Origin of the sequence: Stenotrophomonas indicatrix (assembly GCF_002750975.1) — a bacterium.
In the GTDB taxonomy this organism is placed as follows: domain Bacteria; phylum Pseudomonadota; class Gammaproteobacteria; order Xanthomonadales; family Xanthomonadaceae; genus Stenotrophomonas; species Stenotrophomonas indicatrix.
This window is the reverse complement of record NZ_PEJS01000001.1, coordinates 1,309,480-1,327,492: the sequence shown is the minus strand read 5'-3', so window position 1 is coordinate 1,327,492 and position 18,013 is coordinate 1,309,480. Positions and strand designations below refer to the sequence as shown.

General features: G+C 66.2%; 11 protein-coding genes. 5 read left to right on the top strand and 6 right to left on the bottom strand.

Going from position 1 to position 18,013, the window contains the following annotated elements:
• Positions 1-2: 2 nt before the first annotated feature.
• Entirely contained in the window at positions 3-1,154 is a 1,152-nt protein-coding gene (locus CR918_RS06205) for an alpha/beta fold hydrolase (RefSeq protein ID WP_099842263.1), read from the bottom strand.
• Positions 1,155-1,337: 183 nt separating this feature from the next.
• Between CR918_RS06205 and CR918_RS06200 the strand changes: the two genes are divergently transcribed.
• The 4 genes from CR918_RS06200 (at position 1,338) to CR918_RS06185 (ending at position 8,222) form a co-directional block, all read left to right on the top strand.
• Positions 1,338-2,684, top strand: a complete 1,347-nt coding sequence (locus tag CR918_RS06200; RefSeq protein WP_099844258.1) for a c-type cytochrome — start codon at positions 1,338-1,340, stop codon at positions 2,682-2,684.
• Positions 2,681-3,607 (top strand): c-type cytochrome, encoded by a 927-nt coding sequence (locus CR918_RS06195; RefSeq protein WP_099783575.1) that lies wholly within the window; start codon positions 2,681-2,683, stop codon positions 3,605-3,607. Before CR918_RS06200 ends, CR918_RS06195 begins: the two co-directional genes overlap by 4 nt.
• A 117-nt stretch (positions 3,608-3,724) precedes the next feature.
• Positions 3,725-6,103: a TonB-dependent receptor domain-containing protein gene (locus CR918_RS06190; protein ID WP_099842262.1), complete on the top strand. Its 2,379-nt coding sequence runs from the start codon at positions 3,725-3,727 to the stop codon at positions 6,101-6,103.
• A 10-nt stretch (positions 6,104-6,113) separates the two neighbouring features.
• The gene (locus CR918_RS06185) at positions 6,114-8,222 is read left to right on the top strand and encodes a phosphocholine-specific phospholipase C (RefSeq protein WP_099842261.1); all 2,109 of its coding nucleotides are present in this window, start codon (positions 6,114-6,116) and stop codon (positions 8,220-8,222) included.
• Positions 8,223-8,277: 55 nt separating this feature from the next.
• Here CR918_RS06185 and CR918_RS06180 read toward each other — a convergent pair whose 3' ends face one another.
• The 4 genes from CR918_RS06180 to CR918_RS06165 all read right to left on the bottom strand — a co-directional run bounded on the left by CR918_RS06180 (position 8,278) and on the right by CR918_RS06165 (position 14,509).
• Entirely contained in the window at positions 8,278-9,873 is a 1,596-nt protein-coding gene (locus CR918_RS06180) for an alkaline phosphatase D family protein (RefSeq protein WP_099842260.1), read from the bottom strand.
• Positions 9,874-9,884: 11 nt separating this feature from the next.
• Positions 9,885-12,818 carry a TonB-dependent receptor gene (locus CR918_RS06175; protein WP_099842259.1) on the bottom strand — a complete coding sequence of 978 codons (2,934 nt, stop codon included), beginning with the start codon at positions 12,816-12,818 and terminating at the stop codon, positions 9,885-9,887.
• A gap of 141 nt (positions 12,819-12,959) precedes the next feature.
• A complete protein-coding gene (locus CR918_RS06170) occupies positions 12,960-13,997 on the bottom strand; it encodes a FecR family protein (RefSeq protein ID WP_099842258.1) in 1,038 nt (345 codons plus the stop codon).
• Positions 13,994-14,509, bottom strand: a complete 516-nt coding sequence (locus CR918_RS06165) for an RNA polymerase sigma factor (protein ID WP_025878928.1) — start codon at positions 14,507-14,509, stop codon at positions 13,994-13,996. Before CR918_RS06165 ends, CR918_RS06170 begins: the two co-directional genes overlap by 4 nt.
• 272 nt (positions 14,510-14,781) lie before the next feature.
• Between CR918_RS06165 and aceE the strand changes: the two genes are divergently transcribed.
• Positions 14,782-17,454, top strand: a complete 2,673-nt coding sequence (gene aceE, locus CR918_RS06160; protein ID WP_099842257.1) for a pyruvate dehydrogenase (acetyl-transferring), homodimeric type — start codon at positions 14,782-14,784, stop codon at positions 17,452-17,454.
• Between the two features lie 57 nt (positions 17,455-17,511).
• On the opposite strand, the gene CR918_RS06155 is transcribed toward aceE, so the two are convergent.
• Complete coding sequence (locus CR918_RS06155; RefSeq protein WP_099842256.1) at positions 17,512-17,994, bottom strand: LuxR family transcriptional regulator; 483 nt, start codon at positions 17,992-17,994, stop codon at positions 17,512-17,514.
• Positions 17,995-18,013: the final 19 nt, after the last annotated feature.

Here is an 18,013-nt window from a genome sequence, read left to right as displayed (position 1 = left end):
GCTCAGCCGCGTGCTGGGGTTTTTGCGGGTGTGTCGACGCCATGCACCAGCCATTCGGCCTGGTCCGGCAACTGCGGTGCCGGACACGCGGCTTTCGGATGGTGCTCGTCGCGCGCCATCCAGTCATCGACCACCCCGGCCAGCAGGTCCAGCCGCAGCGGCAGGGTGATGTGATCTTCGCCGCGCATCTCGATGTAGTGCGCACGCGGATTGGCCTGCGCCAACGCGCGGCCTTGGCTGACCGGAATGTGCTGGTCGCCCTGCCCGTGCAGCAGCAGCACGCAGGCGCGGGTATCGGCCAGCGCGCGGGCAACATCCACCTTGTCCAGATCCACGTCGATGCGGCGGCTGGCGGCGGCCACCACCTGGTTGATGTCCTGGCTGCCGTAGCGCCAGCGTGCATACGAAGCGATGGCCTGTGCCTTCAACCCTTCCGGCTGCAGGGCCATCAGATGCGGAATCATGGTGCGGATCGCAACCCCGGCATTGGCGAACGATTCCATCGCCACCACGCCGGCGACCTGGTCGCCCAGCTTGTCGGCGGTGAACAATGCGGTGGCAGCGCCGTAGGAAACACCGAACAGGTACAGCGGGCCGGTCACTTCGCCGCGCGCGCGCAGTTCGGCGATGACATCCACAACATCGTCCGACTCGTAGGTGCCGTAGCCGGAGGGACCGGCGCCGGACTGGCCATGGTTGCGCAGGTCCAGGGTGATCACGCGGTAGCCCGACTCGGCCAGCTGCAGCGACCATGGCAGCATCGAATCACCGTTCATCATCCAGCCGTGCAGCAGCACCACGGTGCCGCGTGGTGCCTGCGCGCGGAACGGCTGCGGTACGGACAGGCTCAACCCGGTATCCAGCGGCAGGCCGTTCTGGTGCTGCTGCGGCAGGTAGTGGTAGCGCGCACCGTAGTCGCCCGCATCGAAAGCACGCCAGAAGATCGGCACGCCATCACGGCCCGCGGCGAAGCCATGCCGGTTCGGCAGCGCGGCCACAGCTGCGGCGATACGCGGTTGATCAAGCAGGGTCGAGACGCCACCGGGCGCGATCAGGCGGTCGCTGAGCGAGGTGGACGAGGCCGTCATCGAGGAAGAGCATGCAGCCAGCCACAGGCCGGCGCACGCCAGCAAAAGCAGCAGCAGGCGCTTCATGGGCAGTCAGGGGAAAAGTGCGACAGCGTGGCAGGTTAGCGGCCACGCCCAGCGCTATCTATCGCAGCTGGATGACGGGTTGATGACAGCGCAGGATCGATTCAGCTTGTCACAATGTCGCGACCGGCCAAAGCATTGATCCGGATCAATGAACGCCATCGCACGAATGGCCACAGTGCCGGCATGCGCACCCCGTTCAAGCTCGCCATTGCCCTGGCCGCCACCTTGGCCGCCGCTTACGGCATCGCCCGCAGTACACCGTACTGGTTCGCCCCACCGCAACACGCCGAGGTCGACATCCACGACCCGGCCCTGATCGAACAGGGCCGGTACCTGTCGCGTGCTGCCGACTGCGCCGCCTGCCATACCGCACCGGGCGGCAGGCCGTTCGCCGGTGGCCTTGGCATGCAGACCCCGATGGGCACGCTGTACTCGACCAACATCACACCGGACACGGAGACCGGCATCGGCGCATACGACTACGCCGATTTCGAGCGCGCGGTGCGGCGTGGCATCCGCCATGACGGCCAGCCGCTGTATCCGGCCATGCCCTACGCCTCGTACGTGATCGCCAGCGATGCCGAGATCAAGGCGCTGTATGCCTACTTCATGGGTGCGGTGCAGCCGGTCCGGCAGGACAACGCCGACAGCACGATTCCGTGGCCGGCAAACATGCGCTGGCCGCTTGCCTGGTGGCAGCTGTTGTTCGCACGCCCGCGCAGCTTCAGCCCTGATCCCACCCTGGATGCCGGCCAGCAGCGCGGCGCCGAACTGGTTGAAGGCCTGGCCCATTGCGGCGCGTGCCATACCCCGCGCGGGCTGGCCTTCCAGGAAAAGGCGATGGCCGACGATGGCAGCCGCCAGTTCCTGTCCGGCTCGGTGCTGGAAGGCTGGTACGCGAAGAACCTGCGCAATGAACAGACCGGCCTGGCCAACTGGAGCGAAGCCGAAATCGTCGAGTTCCTGCGTACCGGCCGCACCGATCGCTCCGCAGCTTTTGGCGGCATGGCCGATGTGGTCGAGCACAGCACGCAGTACCTGTCCGACGCCGATCTGCTGGCGATGGCGCGGTACCTGAAGCAGCTGCCGGCCCGCGAAGGGCGCAGCGCGCAGTGGACGCCGGGCACCGACACCACTACCGCCGCACTGCGCGGCGGCGACTACCGGGTGGCCGGTTCGCTGGCCTACGCCGAACACTGCCAGGCCTGCCATCGCACAGATGGCCGCGGCATGCCACGGGTCTACCCAGCCCTGGCGGGCAACTCCATCGTCTTCGCCGATGATCCCAGCTCGCTGGTGCAGGTAACCCTGACCGGCGGGCGCACGCCACATACCGCGCACGACCGCATGGCATTCACCATGCCGGGCTTCGAGCAGCTGCCCAATGCGCAGCTCGCCGACATCCTCACCTTCATCCGCAACAGCTGGGGCAACCAGGCCAGCGCGGTCACTGAACTGGACGTAGCGCGCATGCGCCGGGTGGTGCGTGACAAGCCGGCGCATGTGGTCCCGCAGGAGACGGCGCAATGAGGCGTTCGAAGAAGCGTTCGACAGCGTTGATCGCCAGCGCGGTCGTTGTGGTGCTGCTGGCCGGTGCTGGCACGCTGCTGTACCAGCACCTGTACCCGGACCTGGACGCGGAAGTCGCGAGGACCCTGGACATCCTCGACAGCCACGGCCAGGTGGTGGGCCAGTACCACGTGCCCAGTGCCGAGGAGATCGCCAGCCTCGGCAACGCCGACGCGGTGATGTTCGGCCGTCGCCTGCTCAACGAGACCGCACGCCTTCTGCCGGACAACGTCGGCAATGATCTGAACTGCAATTCGTGCCACATGGCCGAGGGCAAGCGACCGTTCGGCAACCACTACTTGAACACCGGAGGCGGCAGCTACCCGCGCTACATGCCGCGACCGGGCAGGGAAATCGGCCTGGCCGAGCGCATCAACGGTTGCCTGCAGCGTTCGATGAACGGCAAGCCGCTGGCCAAGGACGCGCCGGAGATGCGTGCGATGCTGGAATACATGGCGTGGCTGAGCCGCCCGGTACCGGAGGGTGCGCGCGTGGCCGCGCCCAGCGAAGGGCCGATCGACAGCACGCTGACACCGGACCCGATACGTGGACAGGCGCTGTATGCCGCGCAGTGCGCCGCCTGCCACGGCGACAACGGCGAAGGCCGGCGCGACGCCAGCGGCGATATCGCGTTCCCGCCGTTGTGGGGCGAGCGCAGCTTCAACATCGGTGCCGGCATGGCGCGTCTGTACAAGGCCGCAGGCTTCGTCAAGCACAACATGCCGCCGGCAACGACCCGTGAACCGCCACTGGGCCAGCAGGTGATGCCCGACCAGGACGCGGTGGATATCGCCAGCTACTTCATCAACCAGCCGCGCCCGGACTTCGCCGGCAAGGCCAAGGACTGGCCGCGCGATCCGAAACCGAAGGACGCGCGCTACTGAGCAACGCCCCGGTCTTGCCGGCCGTCACACAACACACTCCCTGCATCTGCGCGTCACCGCCATGTCATCGGCGCTGCCGACACTCCCGGACTTTCCTCCCTTGAAGGTCCGGTTTCGATGCGAACGATTGCGCGCTTTCCCCGTATCTCGCTGCTTGCCCTGCTGATTGCTCCCGCACTGGATGCCCTGGCTGAAGCACCGCAGGGCGATGTGGCCGATACGCGAAGCGCCGACGCGCGGACCCTGGACCAGGTACAGGTGATCGGCCAGGCCACCAGTTATGCCAAGACCTCGGTGCGCCAGGAAACGTTGAACCGGCAGACCGTGTTGAGCAGCGTCAATGGCGCGCTCAACGAAGTGCCCGGCGTGGTCGTCAGCGAAGCCGATGCCACCGGTTCCTCGGTGTGGGGCACGCAGATCAGCATGCGCGGCTTTGTCACCAACCGCGACACCCAGCAGATCGGCACCACCATCGATGGCCTGCCCAATGGTGGTTCCGGTTATGGCGGCGGCTCGCTGGCCAACCGCTACATCGACACGCTCGACCTGGAAACGGTGGAAGTGAGCCAGGGCACGGCCGATATCTCCTCGCGCTCGAACGAAGCACTCGGTGGCACCCTGAACTTCCTCACCAGCGACCCGCTGCAGGAGCAGCGACTGCGCATGGTGGTGGGTGCCGGTGACAATGAAGCGCGCAAGTATTACGTGCGCTACGACACCGGCCTGCTTGCAGGACACACCCGCGCGTGGATCAGCGCATCGTCGGCGCGCGTGCATGACTGGATCGATGGCACCGGCCACACCAGCAACGACAACATCGCCGGCAAGTTCATCACCGAGCTGGACCGCTGGACCCTGACTGGCTACCTGTCCTACAACGATGCCGACGAGCCGGAGTACACCAGTGTTTCGCCGAAGGGGTTCGCCACCAACCCCGACCGCGACGGCCTGGTCGGCACCCTGACCGGCATTCCGTACCTGGACCAGAACTACCGCTCCGGTTCGCGCGCACTGCGCGAGAACACGTTCGGCTACCTGCGCGCAGCCTTCGATGGCGGCAACGGTTTCAAGGCCTCGATGGCCGCCTACGGGCACCGCATGCAGGGCCGCGGTGACTGGCTGCCGCCGTACCTGGCCGACGTCAACGACGACGGTGCCGGTCGCCCGCAGTCGGAGTACCTCGGCGGCAGGACGGTCTACGGTGGCAGCAACCGCGGCCAGATCTACTTCGTGAACCCCGACGGCAGTTCCGCCCAGCGCCTGGCCAGCTGCACGCCGCGACTCGGCTTCAGCGCCGAGTACGACCCCAACTGCTACGCCGGCAACGTGCAGGGCGCGCAGTCCTACCGCCATTCCCACTACGACAACGATCGCGTGGGCGTGACCGCCGACGTCGAATGGCGGCAGACCTTCGGCGCCATCGACAACACCGTACGCGGCGGGCTGTGGGTGGAGAAGCTGGACCGTTCCGTGCGCCGCGATTGGCACCGCCTGCTCAACGTCGGCCAGGACATCGCCTTCGACCACCAGCCCTACTGGGTGCAGTTCGAGGACAAGTACAAGGTCGATGAGCAGATGTACTACGTCGAGGACGTGGCCCGCTTCGGCCCGTTCAGCGCGCGCCTGGGCGTAAAGCAGTTCTTCGTCGACCAGTCCCGCCGCCGCGTGATCGGCGCCGCCGAGAATGTGAAGTCCGACTCGAAGTCCGATCCGCTGCTGTCCACCGGCTTCACCTGGGCCCCGGGCGTGGGGGGCTTGGAACTGTTCGCCGGCTACTCGCAGAACTTCGCCGCGATCCCGTCCGGGGTGCTGGGTGAAACCGATCCCCAGCGCTTCCGCAACGTCGAACCGGAGACCGCCGACAACATCGAACTGGGCATGCGCATCAGCCGGTGGCCGCTGACCGCCTCGGTCACCCTGTACAACATCAAGTTCGACAACCGCATCGTCTACCTGCCGGCCGGCCTGGTCAGCGGCATCGACTACCTCGGCGAGACCGATGGCGTCTACGAGAACTTCGGCGGCGTGGAGAGCAACGGCCTGGAAGCGGCCTTCGGCTACGGCTGGGACAATGGCTGGCGCATCAATGCGGCCTATACCTACAACCGTTCCAAGTACCTGGGCAGCGGCAACGACGCGCGCGACACGCAGCTGGGCATCGTCGATGGCGCCAAGGTGATCGGCCAGCCGGAGCAGATCCTGGTGGTATCGGCCGACTGGCAGGGTGAGAACTGGAACTTCGGCCTGTCCGGCCGCTACCTGGGCGAACGCTACCTGGATGCGGCCAACGTCAACAAGCTGCCCTCGGCCACCGTGTTCAACGCCAACATCGGCTTCGACCTGCAGGGCCTGTCGCCGCGCCTGAAGGGCATGGGCGCCAACCTGGTGGTGAGCAACCTGACCGACAAGCGTTATCTTGCAGGGGTGGACGGCCGCGACAACGCCTTCATCGGCGCCCCGCGCACCGTCGGCATCTCCTTCCGCGTGGACCTGTGAGTGTGACCCTGTGACTGATACCGGCCGACGCCGACTGTTGCAGGCCGGCGTCGCCGCCGGCCTTTCGCCGCTGCTGCCCAGCATCGCCCGGGCAGCAGCGATCGCCCCTGCTTCGCGCACGCGCAGCCTGCAGGACCTGCAGCACATCGTGGTGTTCATGCAGGAGAACCGCTCGTTCGACCACTACTTCGGCACGTTGCCGGGCGTGCGTGGCTTCGGTGACCGTTTCGTTGCCCCGGCATCGCCGCTGCCCGGTGGCGACCGCCCGCGCAGCCTGTGGCTGCAGCCCGACGCCAGCGGACAACGCGCCATCGCCCCCTTTCCGTTGGATACCGCTGCGCACTTCGGCTACATGCGGGTGGAAGGCACGCCCCACACCTGGCCTGATGCACAGCAGGCATGGGACCACGGGCGCATGGCGCACTGGCCCAAGGCCAAGCAGAACCATTCGATGGGCTACTTCCAGCGCAGCGACATGCCGTTCCAGTTCGCCCTGGCCGATGCGTTCACGCTGTGCGATGCCTACCACTGCGCGATGCAGGCCGGCACCAACCCGAACCGCGTGTTCCTGTGGACCGGCCACAACGACGCCCAGGGCCAGGCAGGCGGCCCGGTGATCGCCAATTCGCACGACAATTTCCCCGAGCTGGGCGGCCATCCGGACTCGTACCGCTGGGCCAGCTATGTCGAGCGGCTGCAGCAGGCCGGCGTGTCCTGGCAGATCTACCAGGACATGGCCGACAACTTCACCGACAACCCGCTTGCCGGGTTCGAGACCTTCCGCCAGGCGTACCGCGGCGCCCCGGGGCATGACCCGGAGCTGCGCGCGCGCGGCGTCAGTACCCGTGGCCTGGCGCAGCTGCGCGAGGACGCGATCAGCGGGCGCCTGCCGCAGGTCAGTTTCATCATTGCCGACGCAGCCGGCAGCGAGCACCCCGGTCCGTCCAGCCCCGCGCAGGGCGCCGCCTATACTGCGCGCCTGCTGGATGCACTGACCGCCGATCCAGAGGTGTGGAGCCGTACCGCCCTGCTGCTGATGTTCGATGAGAACGATGGCTTCTTCGACCATGTGCCGCCACCGGCACCGCCCTCCCCGCTTGGTGCCGGCTGGGCCGGTGCGTCGGCGGTCAGTACCGAAGGCGAGTACCACCGCCACCCGGCACCAGGCGACCAGAAATACGATGCCGCCGAGCTGCGTGGGCGCCCCTATGGGCTTGGCCCGCGCGTACCGTTGTATGTGATTTCACCGTGGAGCCGCGGCGGCTGGGTCGACTCGCAGGTGTACGACCACACGTCGGTGCTGCGTCTGATCGAGCGCCGCTTCGGCGTCGCCGCGCCGGACATCTCGCCGTGGCGGCGTGCGGTCTGCGGTGATCTGAGCAACGCCTTCGACTTCGCCCAGCGCGACACCCGCCCCTTTGCCAAGGCGCTGCCCGATGTCACCGCTGTCGCCGCGCGCGCCGCCGCCCTGCCCGGCCGTACCGTGCCCGCGCTGCCCGATGGCCTGCATCCGGCCCGCCAGGAGCCCGGCGTACGTCCTGCACGGGCACTGCCCTATCGGCCGCACGTGCAGGCCACATCGGTGGATGGCGCTGGTCTCACCCTGCAGCTGGCCAGCGATGGCGCCGCGGCCGTGCTGCATGTCTACGACCGCCTGCGCCTGGACGCCGTTCCGCGCCGTTACACCGTGGTACCAGGTGCCCCGCTGCAGGATCGCTGGCCGCTGGATGCGCAGGGTCGTTACGATCTCTGGCTGCTGGGACCGAATGGATTCCATCGCCATTATCGCGGCGATGGCACGCTCGCGCCGCTGCACGCGCACGTGGAGCGCGCGGACGGCCAGATGCGCCTGACACTGCGCAATCCATCGCCTTCAGCGCGGAAGGTCCAAGTGCAGGCCGGCGCCTACGCCGGCCACATGCCCACCCGCGAACTGCAGCTGGTGGCCGGCGCGGAAACCGTACTGGCCTGGGATCCCGCACCAACCGCAGGCTGGTACGACCTGATCGTGCGCTCGCAGGGCGTCGAGCAACGCCTCGCCGGACGTGCCGAAGACGGCCGGCCTGGCACCAGCGACCCTGCCATGGGCAGCGAACCGCTGCGCTTCGATCACGGCTGAAAGTGATTCTGTGGAGCCGGGCGCGTGCTCGGCTCCACAGGGTGGAACATCCCGCTCAGGCCTCCTGCAACCCCGGCCGACCGTGCTCCACGGCATAGCGCTTCCAGCTCTGCAGCGCGCCGTTCGGCTGCATGACCGTATCGAGCGTCTTCATGTCACCGATCCAGGCATCACGGGTGACGTCGCACAGCACATAACCACGCTTGTCCGTCGTCGCCTTCAGGTGCGGACTGTGCCGCAGCTGGTTCTCTGCATAGGCATCCACGCCCTGCCCGTCCGCGCCCGACGTGATCGAAGTGGCCAGGAACTCACTGGAAATCACCCCGGAATCGGCATTGTCCTGCACCAGGTCGCTGGCATAGTGGCGGTGCGCATCGCCACAGGCGGTTACCACGTTGCCGAAGCCCACCTTCTGGATGTGATCGAGCAGGCGGCGGCGGCTGGATAGATAACCGGACCACTGGTCGTCGGAGGCCTGCACCACGCCGTCCTTCTCGCGCAGGTAGTTGCCCAGCGAAACCTGGTGGGCGATGGTGTGCCAGCGCGGCGCGGCGTCGGCCAGGCCGTCGAACAGCCATTGCTCCTGCTTTGCGCCAACAATGCTTCGTTCGGGAGATTCCACCTGCCCGCGCTGCGCGATGTCCACCTGCTTGCTGCGGTACTGGCGGGTATCGAGCAGGTGCAGGTCCAGCAGCGTGCCATAGCGCGCGCGCCGGTACATCTGCATATGGCCGTCGCGCGGGAACGACGAAGCACGCAGCGGCATGTTCTCGTAGTACGCCTGGAATGCCTGTGCGCGGCGCAGCAGGAACACTTCACTGGGCGTGCCGTCCTGGTCCTCGGCGCCGGCCCAGTTGTTGTCCACTTCGTGGTCATCGAACGTGACGAACCACGGCGACGCGGCGTGCGCGGCCTGCAGGTCCGTATCGGTCCTGTACTGCGCGTAGCGCCGGCGATAGTCGTCGAGCGTGTAGGTCTGCGGGCCAACATGGTTGCGCAGGTTGGTGAACGGCTGGCCGTTCATCCTGCGCACGCCAGGCTGGCTTTCGCCCTCGTAGATGTAATCGCCGTAATGGAACACGAAGTCGAGCGGCTCCTCGGCAATGTGCCGCCATGCACTGTAGTGCCCCTCCTCGTAGTGCTGGCAACCGGCCACCGCGAAGCGCACGCGGTCGACCCGCGCGTTGGCCGCAGGCAGGGTGCGGGTGCGGCCAATCGCACTGGCATGGCCTCCCACGGTGAAGCGGTACCAGTACGGCCGCCCCGGCAGCAGGCCGTCCAGTTCCACGTGCAGCGCGTGGCCGAGCTCGGGGTGGGCCAGGGCGGTGCCCTGCCGCACCACGGTGCGCATGCTCTCGTCGGCGGCCAGCTGCCATGCCACCGCCATCGGCCGGGTTGGCATGCCGCCGCCGAACACCAGTGGCTCGGTGGCCAGCCGCGTCCACAGCACCACGCCGTCGGCCGACGGATCACCCGACGCCACGCCGAGAGTGAACGGTGTACTGGCAAAGCGCGGCGATGCGAGCAGATTGCGCGGATTCAGCGCTGCCACATCGTTCTGCGCGGCCAGCGCGCGGGCCGTTCCGGCCCACGCACCCAATGCGGAAAGTCCGGACAGGGCAAGGAAACGCCTGCGATTGATCGTATCCAAGACGGTCGCCTTCAGTTGTAGATGATGTGGAAGTAGAAGAAGCGGCCGTAGTCATCGATCTCGGTGCGGAAGCGCCCGTTCGGACCGGTGCTGTAGGTCGGCTGGGTGTTGAACAGGTTCTTGGCCTCGTACTTCAGCGTCACGTGCTTGCTGACCTTGTGGCTGAAGGCCAGGTTGAAGGTCATGTACGGGTCGTAGTACGAATCCAGCCACTGGGTATCGCCGAAGTCGACCAGCATCCGGCTGCGGTAGGTGCCGGATACGCGCAGCTGCGAGCTCTTCCATGGCATGCGCCAGATCACCGAGCCGTTCACCGACCAGTCCGGCTGGTACAGCAGGCGGTCCAGGCGGCGCTCGCTGCCGTCGCTGATGCGGTAGTTGGTCTGCCCGTCCAGGCGGGTGGCATTGAGGTACATGTCGAAGCGGTGGCGGCCCCACTGCAGGTTGCGGTTGGCTACCGCGAACTCGACACCGCGCAGCGTCGACTCATCGGTGTTCATCGGCTGGGTGATCCGGTAGCGGATGTCGCCGACGTTCTCGAACGTGGTCAGGGTGTAGATGTCGTCCTTGATGACCTTGTCGAACAACGCCACCGAGACCAGGCCGTTGTTGCCGTTGAAGTACAGGTCCCAGGCAAGATCGAGGTTGGTCGAGCGGCGCGGCTGCAGCGAGGCATTGCCCTGCTTGATGGTGCAGAAGCCTCCGCCCAGCTCGTCGTCGCCGCAGCTGGTGCTGGTGGCCTGGGCGATGTTGCTGGGCGTCGGCCGGCCCAGCGTGCGGCTGGCGGAGAACCTCAGGCGCTGGTCTTCGCTCAGCTTGAAGGTGGCGTTCAGCGACGGCAGCAGGTTGTTGTAGCCGCCACTGCTCTTGCGGAATGCCGATGTGTAGGTGGTGCCACCATCCTCACTGAACGGGCTGAGCGCATCGAAGGTGGTGTGGTCGTAGCGCAGGCCGCCGATCAGCAGCAGCCGATCCCAGGCGTAATGCGCCGACACGTAGGCGTTGGCAATGTCTTCCACGTACTTGTAATCGCTGGTGAAGTCGGCATTCGGGTACGCCGCATCGTTGTTGCCCAGCTTCGGGTAAAGCTCGTCATGCCACTTGCGGTTGTCGATCAACGGGAAACCGGGAACGCTGCCAAGCAGGGTCGAACCCGGGTACAGATAGTCATTCAAGGTCGCGCTGGTCTTGTAGTAATCGAAATCGATGTCCTGCCAGATCTTCAGGTGGCGATACTCGGCACCGGCAGCCAGACCGAAACCGCGTGCATCGGCATCGATGTTGTAGCTGAAGTCGGCGCGCAGGTTGTCGATGCTTTCCTTGGCGTCGCGCGGCGAGATATAGGCCTGCGCCGGATTGAGCTTGAACGCCGAGCTGGTCAGCAGGCTGGAATCGGAAACACCCACGGCGTTCGGAAAACCATGGCTGTCGTTGGCATAGTCAACGAACAGGTTGCTCGGGTAGGCGCGCACGCCCCAGTAGACCTGGTTGTTGTGGAAGGTCTCTTCGGTGTGGCCGGCACGCAGGGTCAGCCGCGAGAGGTCACCGATATCCCAGTTGAAACTGGCGATCGCGCCGCGGTTGCTGCGGTCCCAGCGGTCGTGGCGGTTCTTGATGTAGATGCTGTTGATCTGGGTGGTGCCGCCGTCCTCGCTCTGGTTGCGTACCGGGAACTTGGCGTTGCCATACAGATCGGTCTTGTTCATCGTCGAGTTCTCGTAGAACCGGTACGAGTACAGCAGGAGAGAGGCATAGAACGGGTCGTCCGATGGCTTCCATTCCAGCTTGGCCGAGCCACCGAAGTTGGTGATGTAGTTGGTGTAGGTGCCGGTGCTGAAGTTGCCCGGCGCGCGCAGGCCGTTCCAGCCTTTCGCCTCGTCGGGGCCGGTGGTTCCATCGGTGAGGTACTTGCCGGCATCGTTGTAGTAGTAGTTCGATTCCACCCAGCGCTTGACGCTGTTGCGCGAGCGCTGTTCATAGCGCGCGACCGCGACGATGCCGAACTGATCATCGCCGCCGAACTGATTGGAGAAAACCGCTTTGGCGCTCTTGCCGAAGTGGCCCAGGGTCTTGTGGTCGCCCCCCGCGCTGCGCCCCACATTGGTCTCGGCCGTGGAATGGATGCCGGCCACATCGGCGAACACGTACTTGCCGGAGCGGTCAAAGGCGCTGCGGCTGATGATGTCGATCACACCACCGATGGCGTCCGGTGCCTGCTCGGCGCTGAAGCTCTTGTAGATGTCGGTGCGGGTGCCGATGTCGCTGGGAATCAGCTGCAGGTTGTTCATGCGCTCGCCGGAGCCACTGCCGCCCACGCTTGCGATCGCGATGCCGTCGATGGTCGTGTAGTTGAGATTGGCCTGCACGCCGCGCACGGTCACGTAACGCGGTTCGCCCGCATCTTCCACCGCACTCAGGCCGGGCGCGGCCATCAGGCTCTCGGCCAGCGTCTCATCGCCATAGCTGTCCATCTCGTCGTAGATCACCGAATCCTTGATCACCGGCGAGGTCTTCTTCTGGTCGATGACCTCATGGGCGGCGATCACCTTGACCGTGCCCAGGGTCGGGGCCACCACCGCTTCCGGTGGGCGCGATGCCGGTGCGGCCTGCCGGCTTTCCCGCGAGACCGGTGCCGCGTCGATGGCGATCACGTTGCCGTCCACCACCGTGTAGCGCAGGCCGGTGCCGGCCAGAAGCGTGTCCAGCGCCTGCTTGACGGTGGCTCCTCGCGGTACCGCGCCCGCCATGGGTGCAGCGCCCGCGCCGGCATACAGGAACTGCACGCCCGAACTGCGTGACAGCTGCTCCAGCGCCTGGCTCAGCGGCTGCGCGGCGATCGCTGCGGTGACCCGGGTCTCAAGCCCATTGGCCGATGCCGCCTGTGCATGCGCACCCAGACAGGGAGACAAGGCCAGTACCACCGACAGATAGAGCTTCTTGCGCATCACGGTTCCTTGGAGGAGAGAGGACTGCTGGTACCGCATCGGCATGCGACGGCGGCTTCTCCCAAGTAAGAGCCGGCATCGGCGGAAGTGGAGAACGCCGATTCGATGAATTTTTTCTGACAACCGTTCGCCGAACCGCGATCAACGGCTGGACACCCATACCGTGTCCGCTTCGCGGCGGATGACGAAGCCTTCGTCCCGCTGCAGGAATGCCTGCAGCGCTGCGACCCGGTGCGCCTCCAGGCTGCCTGACAGGCGCGCCGCGCGCGCCGCGTCATCGGTCAGCCGCACCTGTACCTGGTTGTGGCGGTTGAAGGCAGCCGCCACCTCGTCCAGCCGCTCATCGCGGAACGACACCCGGCGCTGTTGCCAGTCGAGCAGCATGGACATCGGTATTTCCAATGGCTGCACCGCATGGCTGTGGTGATCGACCTGGACCACCTTCCCGGCAGGCAGCTGCGCCAGCCGTCGTTGCCCGCTGCCGGCGGTCCAGACCTCCACTTCGCCGGACACCACGCCGATGCGCGTACTCTGCAAACGGCGCGAGACATCGAACACGGTGCCGATGTCGCGGATCCGCAGATCGCCAACCTGCACCTCGAACGGCCGGTGATCCGCTGCGATATCGAACGTGGCCTCGCCGCTCAGCAGTTCAACCCGACGGCTGAACCAGCCGATGTTCACCCGCAGACGGCTGTCTGCGTTCAGGCGCACCTGCGTCCGGTCAGCCAGCACCACCTCACGCAGTTGCGCGTGGCCGGCGATCAGCATCTGTTCGCGAGGCATCAGCCACGGCACCAGTCCGGCCACCAGCAACAGGCAGCAGGCCACCGCAGCCACCCGCCTCCAGAGTGGCCGGCGTGATCGCGATGCGACCACGGCGCGCGGCACGGGCACCGGTACGGCAAACAACGGCACGACTTTCGCCGCTGCCGGCAGCTCCGGCAATGCGGCCCTGTCCCCCTGCTCCTGTCCGTACGCCACCATCACCGCGCCTACCTGCCGGTGCACGTGCAGGACATGCAGGTACGCGCGTATGTGTTCGGGAGAGCGCTTCATCCATGCCATGAACTCGATGCGCTGAGCGGCGCTCAGGTCACCCTCGCGGTTGCACAGGAACCAGTGCGCGGCCTGCTCGGCCACCTCGTCATCCATCGCTGCAGGCTCCTGCCGGTTCATCCATCCTTCCCGGCGCCGAGCGCCTTCCTGCAGGCATCCAGTCCCTTGCCGATGTGCTTGCGCACCATGTGCACCGACACATCCAGCTGTGCCCCCACCTGCCGGCAATCCAGCCCATCGCGATAGTGCAGCTCCATCACCCGCCGCGTTGTCGGCGGCAGTTGCGCGATGGCGCCGCGGATTCCGCTCCAGCGCTGTGCCCGCTCGAAATCAGCTTCGATGTCCTCCTCGCTGCGCAGTACCTCGGCCAGCAGGTCGACGTCCTCGATCTGTGGCAGGCCGGAGCGCGAGCGTGCCTGTTCACGCGCCAGGTTGGCCGCCACCGCGAACAGATAGGCTTCGGGGTTCTCGATCGCCTGGGCATCTTCGCCGGTACTGCGCAGCAGCCGCAGGTAGACCTCCTGGGCCAGGTCCTCGGCATCGGCAGCCTGTGAACCACGCCGAAGGAAGAAGCCACGCAGCAGGCGGCGCCGCAAGGCGTAGCTCTTCTCCCAGATCCTGACGCTGTTCACAACCGACCAACCACCCCGAGGCTGGAAAACCCAGCAGGGTGCACACCAAGGATGACATCCGCATTGCAACGCCGCATGGCCAAGCGAAGGTTCGCGCAGACCCAATCGTCGCCCGTCTACCGGTCAGCCGATACGGCGCCTACGCTTGTCTCCTCGGCAGCCACCACGGCCGCCCCCGCGCTACGGACCTGCCGGCGCGACTCCGCTCCAGAGCTGTCGCCCTGCCGGCGGTGCCGTGCAGGTGCAGAACCGGCGCTCTCTGGAGACGCAGCATGAACCAGGCACATTTCCCTCTCGACGCCGATCCGCAGGAAACCCGCGAATGGCGCGAGTCCCTGCAGGCGGTGATCGAGGCCGGCGGCCGCCCCCGCGCGCACTATCTGCTGGACCAGCTCGATGCACTCGATGTGCAGCAGCATGGCGACCTGCACACCCGCGCGTGGACCGCCTACACCAACACGATTCCCCCCCAACGCCAGCCCGCCTACCCGGGTGACCTGGCCATCGAGCGGCGGTTGAACGCGATGATCCGCTGGAACGCCATGGTAATGGTGCTGCGTGCCGGCAGGCATTCCAACGTCGGCGGCCACATCGCCACCTACCAGTCCGCAGCAGTCATGTATGACGTGGGCTTCGATCACTTCTTCCGTGGACGGACCGAAACCTTCGACGGCGACATGATCTACATCCAGGGTCATTCGGCCCCGGGCATCTACGGCCGGGCGTACGTGGAAGGCCGCATCAGTGCCGAGCAGATGGACAACTTCCGCCGCGAAGCCGGACGCGAGGGCCTGTCCTCGTATCCGCACCCGCGGCTGATGCCCGGGTTCTGGCAGTTTCCCACTGTGTCGATGGGCCTGGGCCCGCTGACGGCGGCCTATCAAGCCCGCTACATGCGCTACCTGGAATACCGGGGGCTGAAGCAGCACCAGGGCCGAAAGGTCTGGGCCTTCCTTGGTGACGGCGAAATGGACCAGCCCGAATCGCTGGCGGCCATTTCGCTGGCCGGGCGCGAGCGCCTGGACAACCTGGTGTTCGTGGTCAACTGCAACCTGCAACGTCTGGACGGACCGGTGCGTGGCAACGCCAAGGTGATCCAGGAACTGGAAGGCACCTTCCGCGCCGCGGGATGGAACGTGATCAAGGTGATCTGGGGCAGCGGCTGGGACGAGCTGCTGGCACGCGATCACAGCGGGCTGCTGCGCCAGCGCATGATGGAGTGCGTGGATGGCGACTACCAGACCTTCAAGTCGCAGAGCGGCGCCTACGTGCGCGAACACTTCTTCGGGCGCTACCCGGAACTGCTGGCGCTGGTGGCGCACATGAGCGACGACGAGATCTGGGCACTGGCACGCGGCGGCCACGATCCGCAGAAGGTATTCGCCGCCTACCAGCAGGCGGTGAACACCAGCGGTCGCCCGAGCGTGGTGCTGGCCAAGACGGTGAAGGGCTTCGGCATGGGCGAGGCCGGCGAAGGCCAGAACATCAACCACCAGCTGAAGAAGATGAGCGCCGACGCGGTGCGTGCGTTCCGTGACCGATTCGATCTGCCGGTCAGCGACGGGCAGCTGGAAGAGATGCCCTACCTGCGCCCGCAACCGGGCAGCGCCGAGGCGCTCTACTTCGCACAGCGTCGCCAGGCGCAGGGCGGCCAGCTGCCGGCACGGTTGACCCAGGTCGATCCGTTGCCGCTGCCGCCGCTGTCCACGTTCAACGTGCAGTTGCAGGGCAGCGGTGATCGTGGCCAATCCACCACCATGGGCTTCGTACGCATCCTCACCACCCTGCTCAAGGATCCCGAACTGGGCAGGCTGGTGATCCCGATCGTGCCCGATGAATCGCGTACCTTCGGCATGGAAGGGCTGTTCCGCCAGATCGGCATCCATTCCTTCCTGGGCCAGCTGTACACCCCGCAGGACGCCGGCCAGCTGAGCTATTACAAGGAGTCCAAGGACGGCCAGATCCTGCAGGAAGGCATCAACGAATCCGGCGCTATCTGTTCGTGGATCGCAGCGGGCACCGCGTACAGCAACCACGGCCTGGCCACGATTCCGTTCTACATCTTCTATTCGATGTTCGGCCTGCAGCGCGTCGGTGACCTGGCCTGGGCAGCGGCCGACGCGCGCACCCGTGGCTTCCTGCTTGGCGCCACCTCCGGCCGCACTACCCTGATGGGCGAAGGCCTGCAGCACGACGATGGCCACAGCCACGTGCTGTCCTCGGTGATTCCAAGCTGCGTGTCCTACGACCCGACCTACAACTTCGAACTGGCAGTGATCATCCACGACGGCCTGCGCCGCATGTATGTGGACCAGGAAGACATCTACTACTACATCACCCTGCTCAACGAGAACTACCCGCACCCTGCACTGCCTGACGGCGCCGAAGCCGGCATCCTGAAGGGGCTCTATCTGCTGCGTCCCGCCGCTGCCGACAGCACGGCACAGCCTCGCGTGCAGCTGATGGGCAGTGGCTCGATCCTGCGGGAGGTGCTGGCCGCCGCCGATCTGCTGCAGCAGGATTTCGCCATCGCAAGCGATGTCTGGAGTGCCACCAGCCTGACCGAACTGCGCCGTGATGGCCTGGCTGCCGAGCGCTGGAACCTGCTGCATCCGGCCGACGAGCCGCGCGTTCCCTACGTGCAGCAGTGCCTGCAGGACCATGCCGGCCCGGTGGTGGTGGCGACCGACTACATGAAGATCGTCGGCGACCAGATCCGCCCCTTCATCAACGACCGGCGCTTCATCGCACTCGGCACCGATGGCTTTGGCCGCTCGGATACTCGCGAATCGCTGCGCACGTTCTTCGAAGTCGATCGTCACTTCATCGTACTGGCGGCACTGAAGGCCCTGGCCGACGACGGGCATGTGGAACGGGGCCTGCTGCAGCAGGCGATCGACCGGTACGGCATCGACACCGGCAAGCGCGATCCCGCCGCAGCATGACAGAACAGCAACGGCACCCGCAGAGCACGCTTCTGTGGGTGCCGCTGCATCACATCACTACGGCAACCGCTTGAACAGGTTGGTCTGCAGGATCGGCGTGCCGTCATGGCCGAAGAAGGCCTTGGTCTCGGTCATCGTTGAACGATCGGCGGCCACCGTGTACACGCGGGTGGATGCCGGCGCGCCATGATCGACCAGCTGCATCACCAGCGTGTTCGGCGCTGGCAGTTTCAGCGTTGCCTGGTTGGCGCCGTAGCTGCCGGTCAACGCCGCGGGCGTGCCATCCAGTGCCAGCGTACCGTCCGATTTCATGGTCTTGCCATCATGCAGGACGATGTCCACGTGCGAGCTCCACCTGCCCGCACCGGCATCCTTGAATTCCAGCACGACCTGTTGCGGCCGCTGTGCCTCAGGGAGTGCGGAAGTGGCGATCTCCAGCGACCAGCGGCCGAGCAGGGGCGAAGGCAGAGCGTCGGCCGCCTGCGCCGTCGATGCCTGCAGCGAAAGAAGGGACAGCAGCACAGCAGAAAACAGCTTCATGTGAGTCTCCTGTCGAGTG

Bases quoted from the DNA above. Each gene is read 5' to 3' on its own strand.
- CR918_RS06205 (WP_099842263.1), bottom strand. From the start codon at position 1,154: ATGAAGCGCCTGCTGCTGCTTTTGCTGGCGTGCGCCGGCCTGTGGCTG.
- aceE (WP_099842257.1), top strand. From the start codon at position 14,782: ATGAACCAGGCACATTTCCCTCTCGACGCCGATCCGCAGGAAACCCGC.
- CR918_RS06200 (WP_099844258.1), top strand. From the start codon at position 1,338: ATGCGCACCCCGTTCAAGCTCGCCATTGCCCTGGCCGCCACCTTGGCC.
- CR918_RS06155 (WP_099842256.1), bottom strand. From the start codon at position 17,994: ATGAAGCTGTTTTCTGCTGTGCTGCTGTCCCTTCTTTCGCTGCAGGCA.
- CR918_RS06175 (WP_099842259.1), bottom strand. From the start codon at position 12,818: ATGCGCAAGAAGCTCTATCTGTCGGTGGTACTGGCCTTGTCTCCCTGT.
- CR918_RS06195 (WP_099783575.1), top strand. From the start codon at position 2,681: ATGAGGCGTTCGAAGAAGCGTTCGACAGCGTTGATCGCCAGCGCGGTC.
- CR918_RS06190 (WP_099842262.1), top strand. From the start codon at position 3,725: ATGCGAACGATTGCGCGCTTTCCCCGTATCTCGCTGCTTGCCCTGCTG.
- CR918_RS06170 (WP_099842258.1), bottom strand. From the start codon at position 13,997: ATGAACCGGCAGGAGCCTGCAGCGATGGATGACGAGGTGGCCGAGCAG.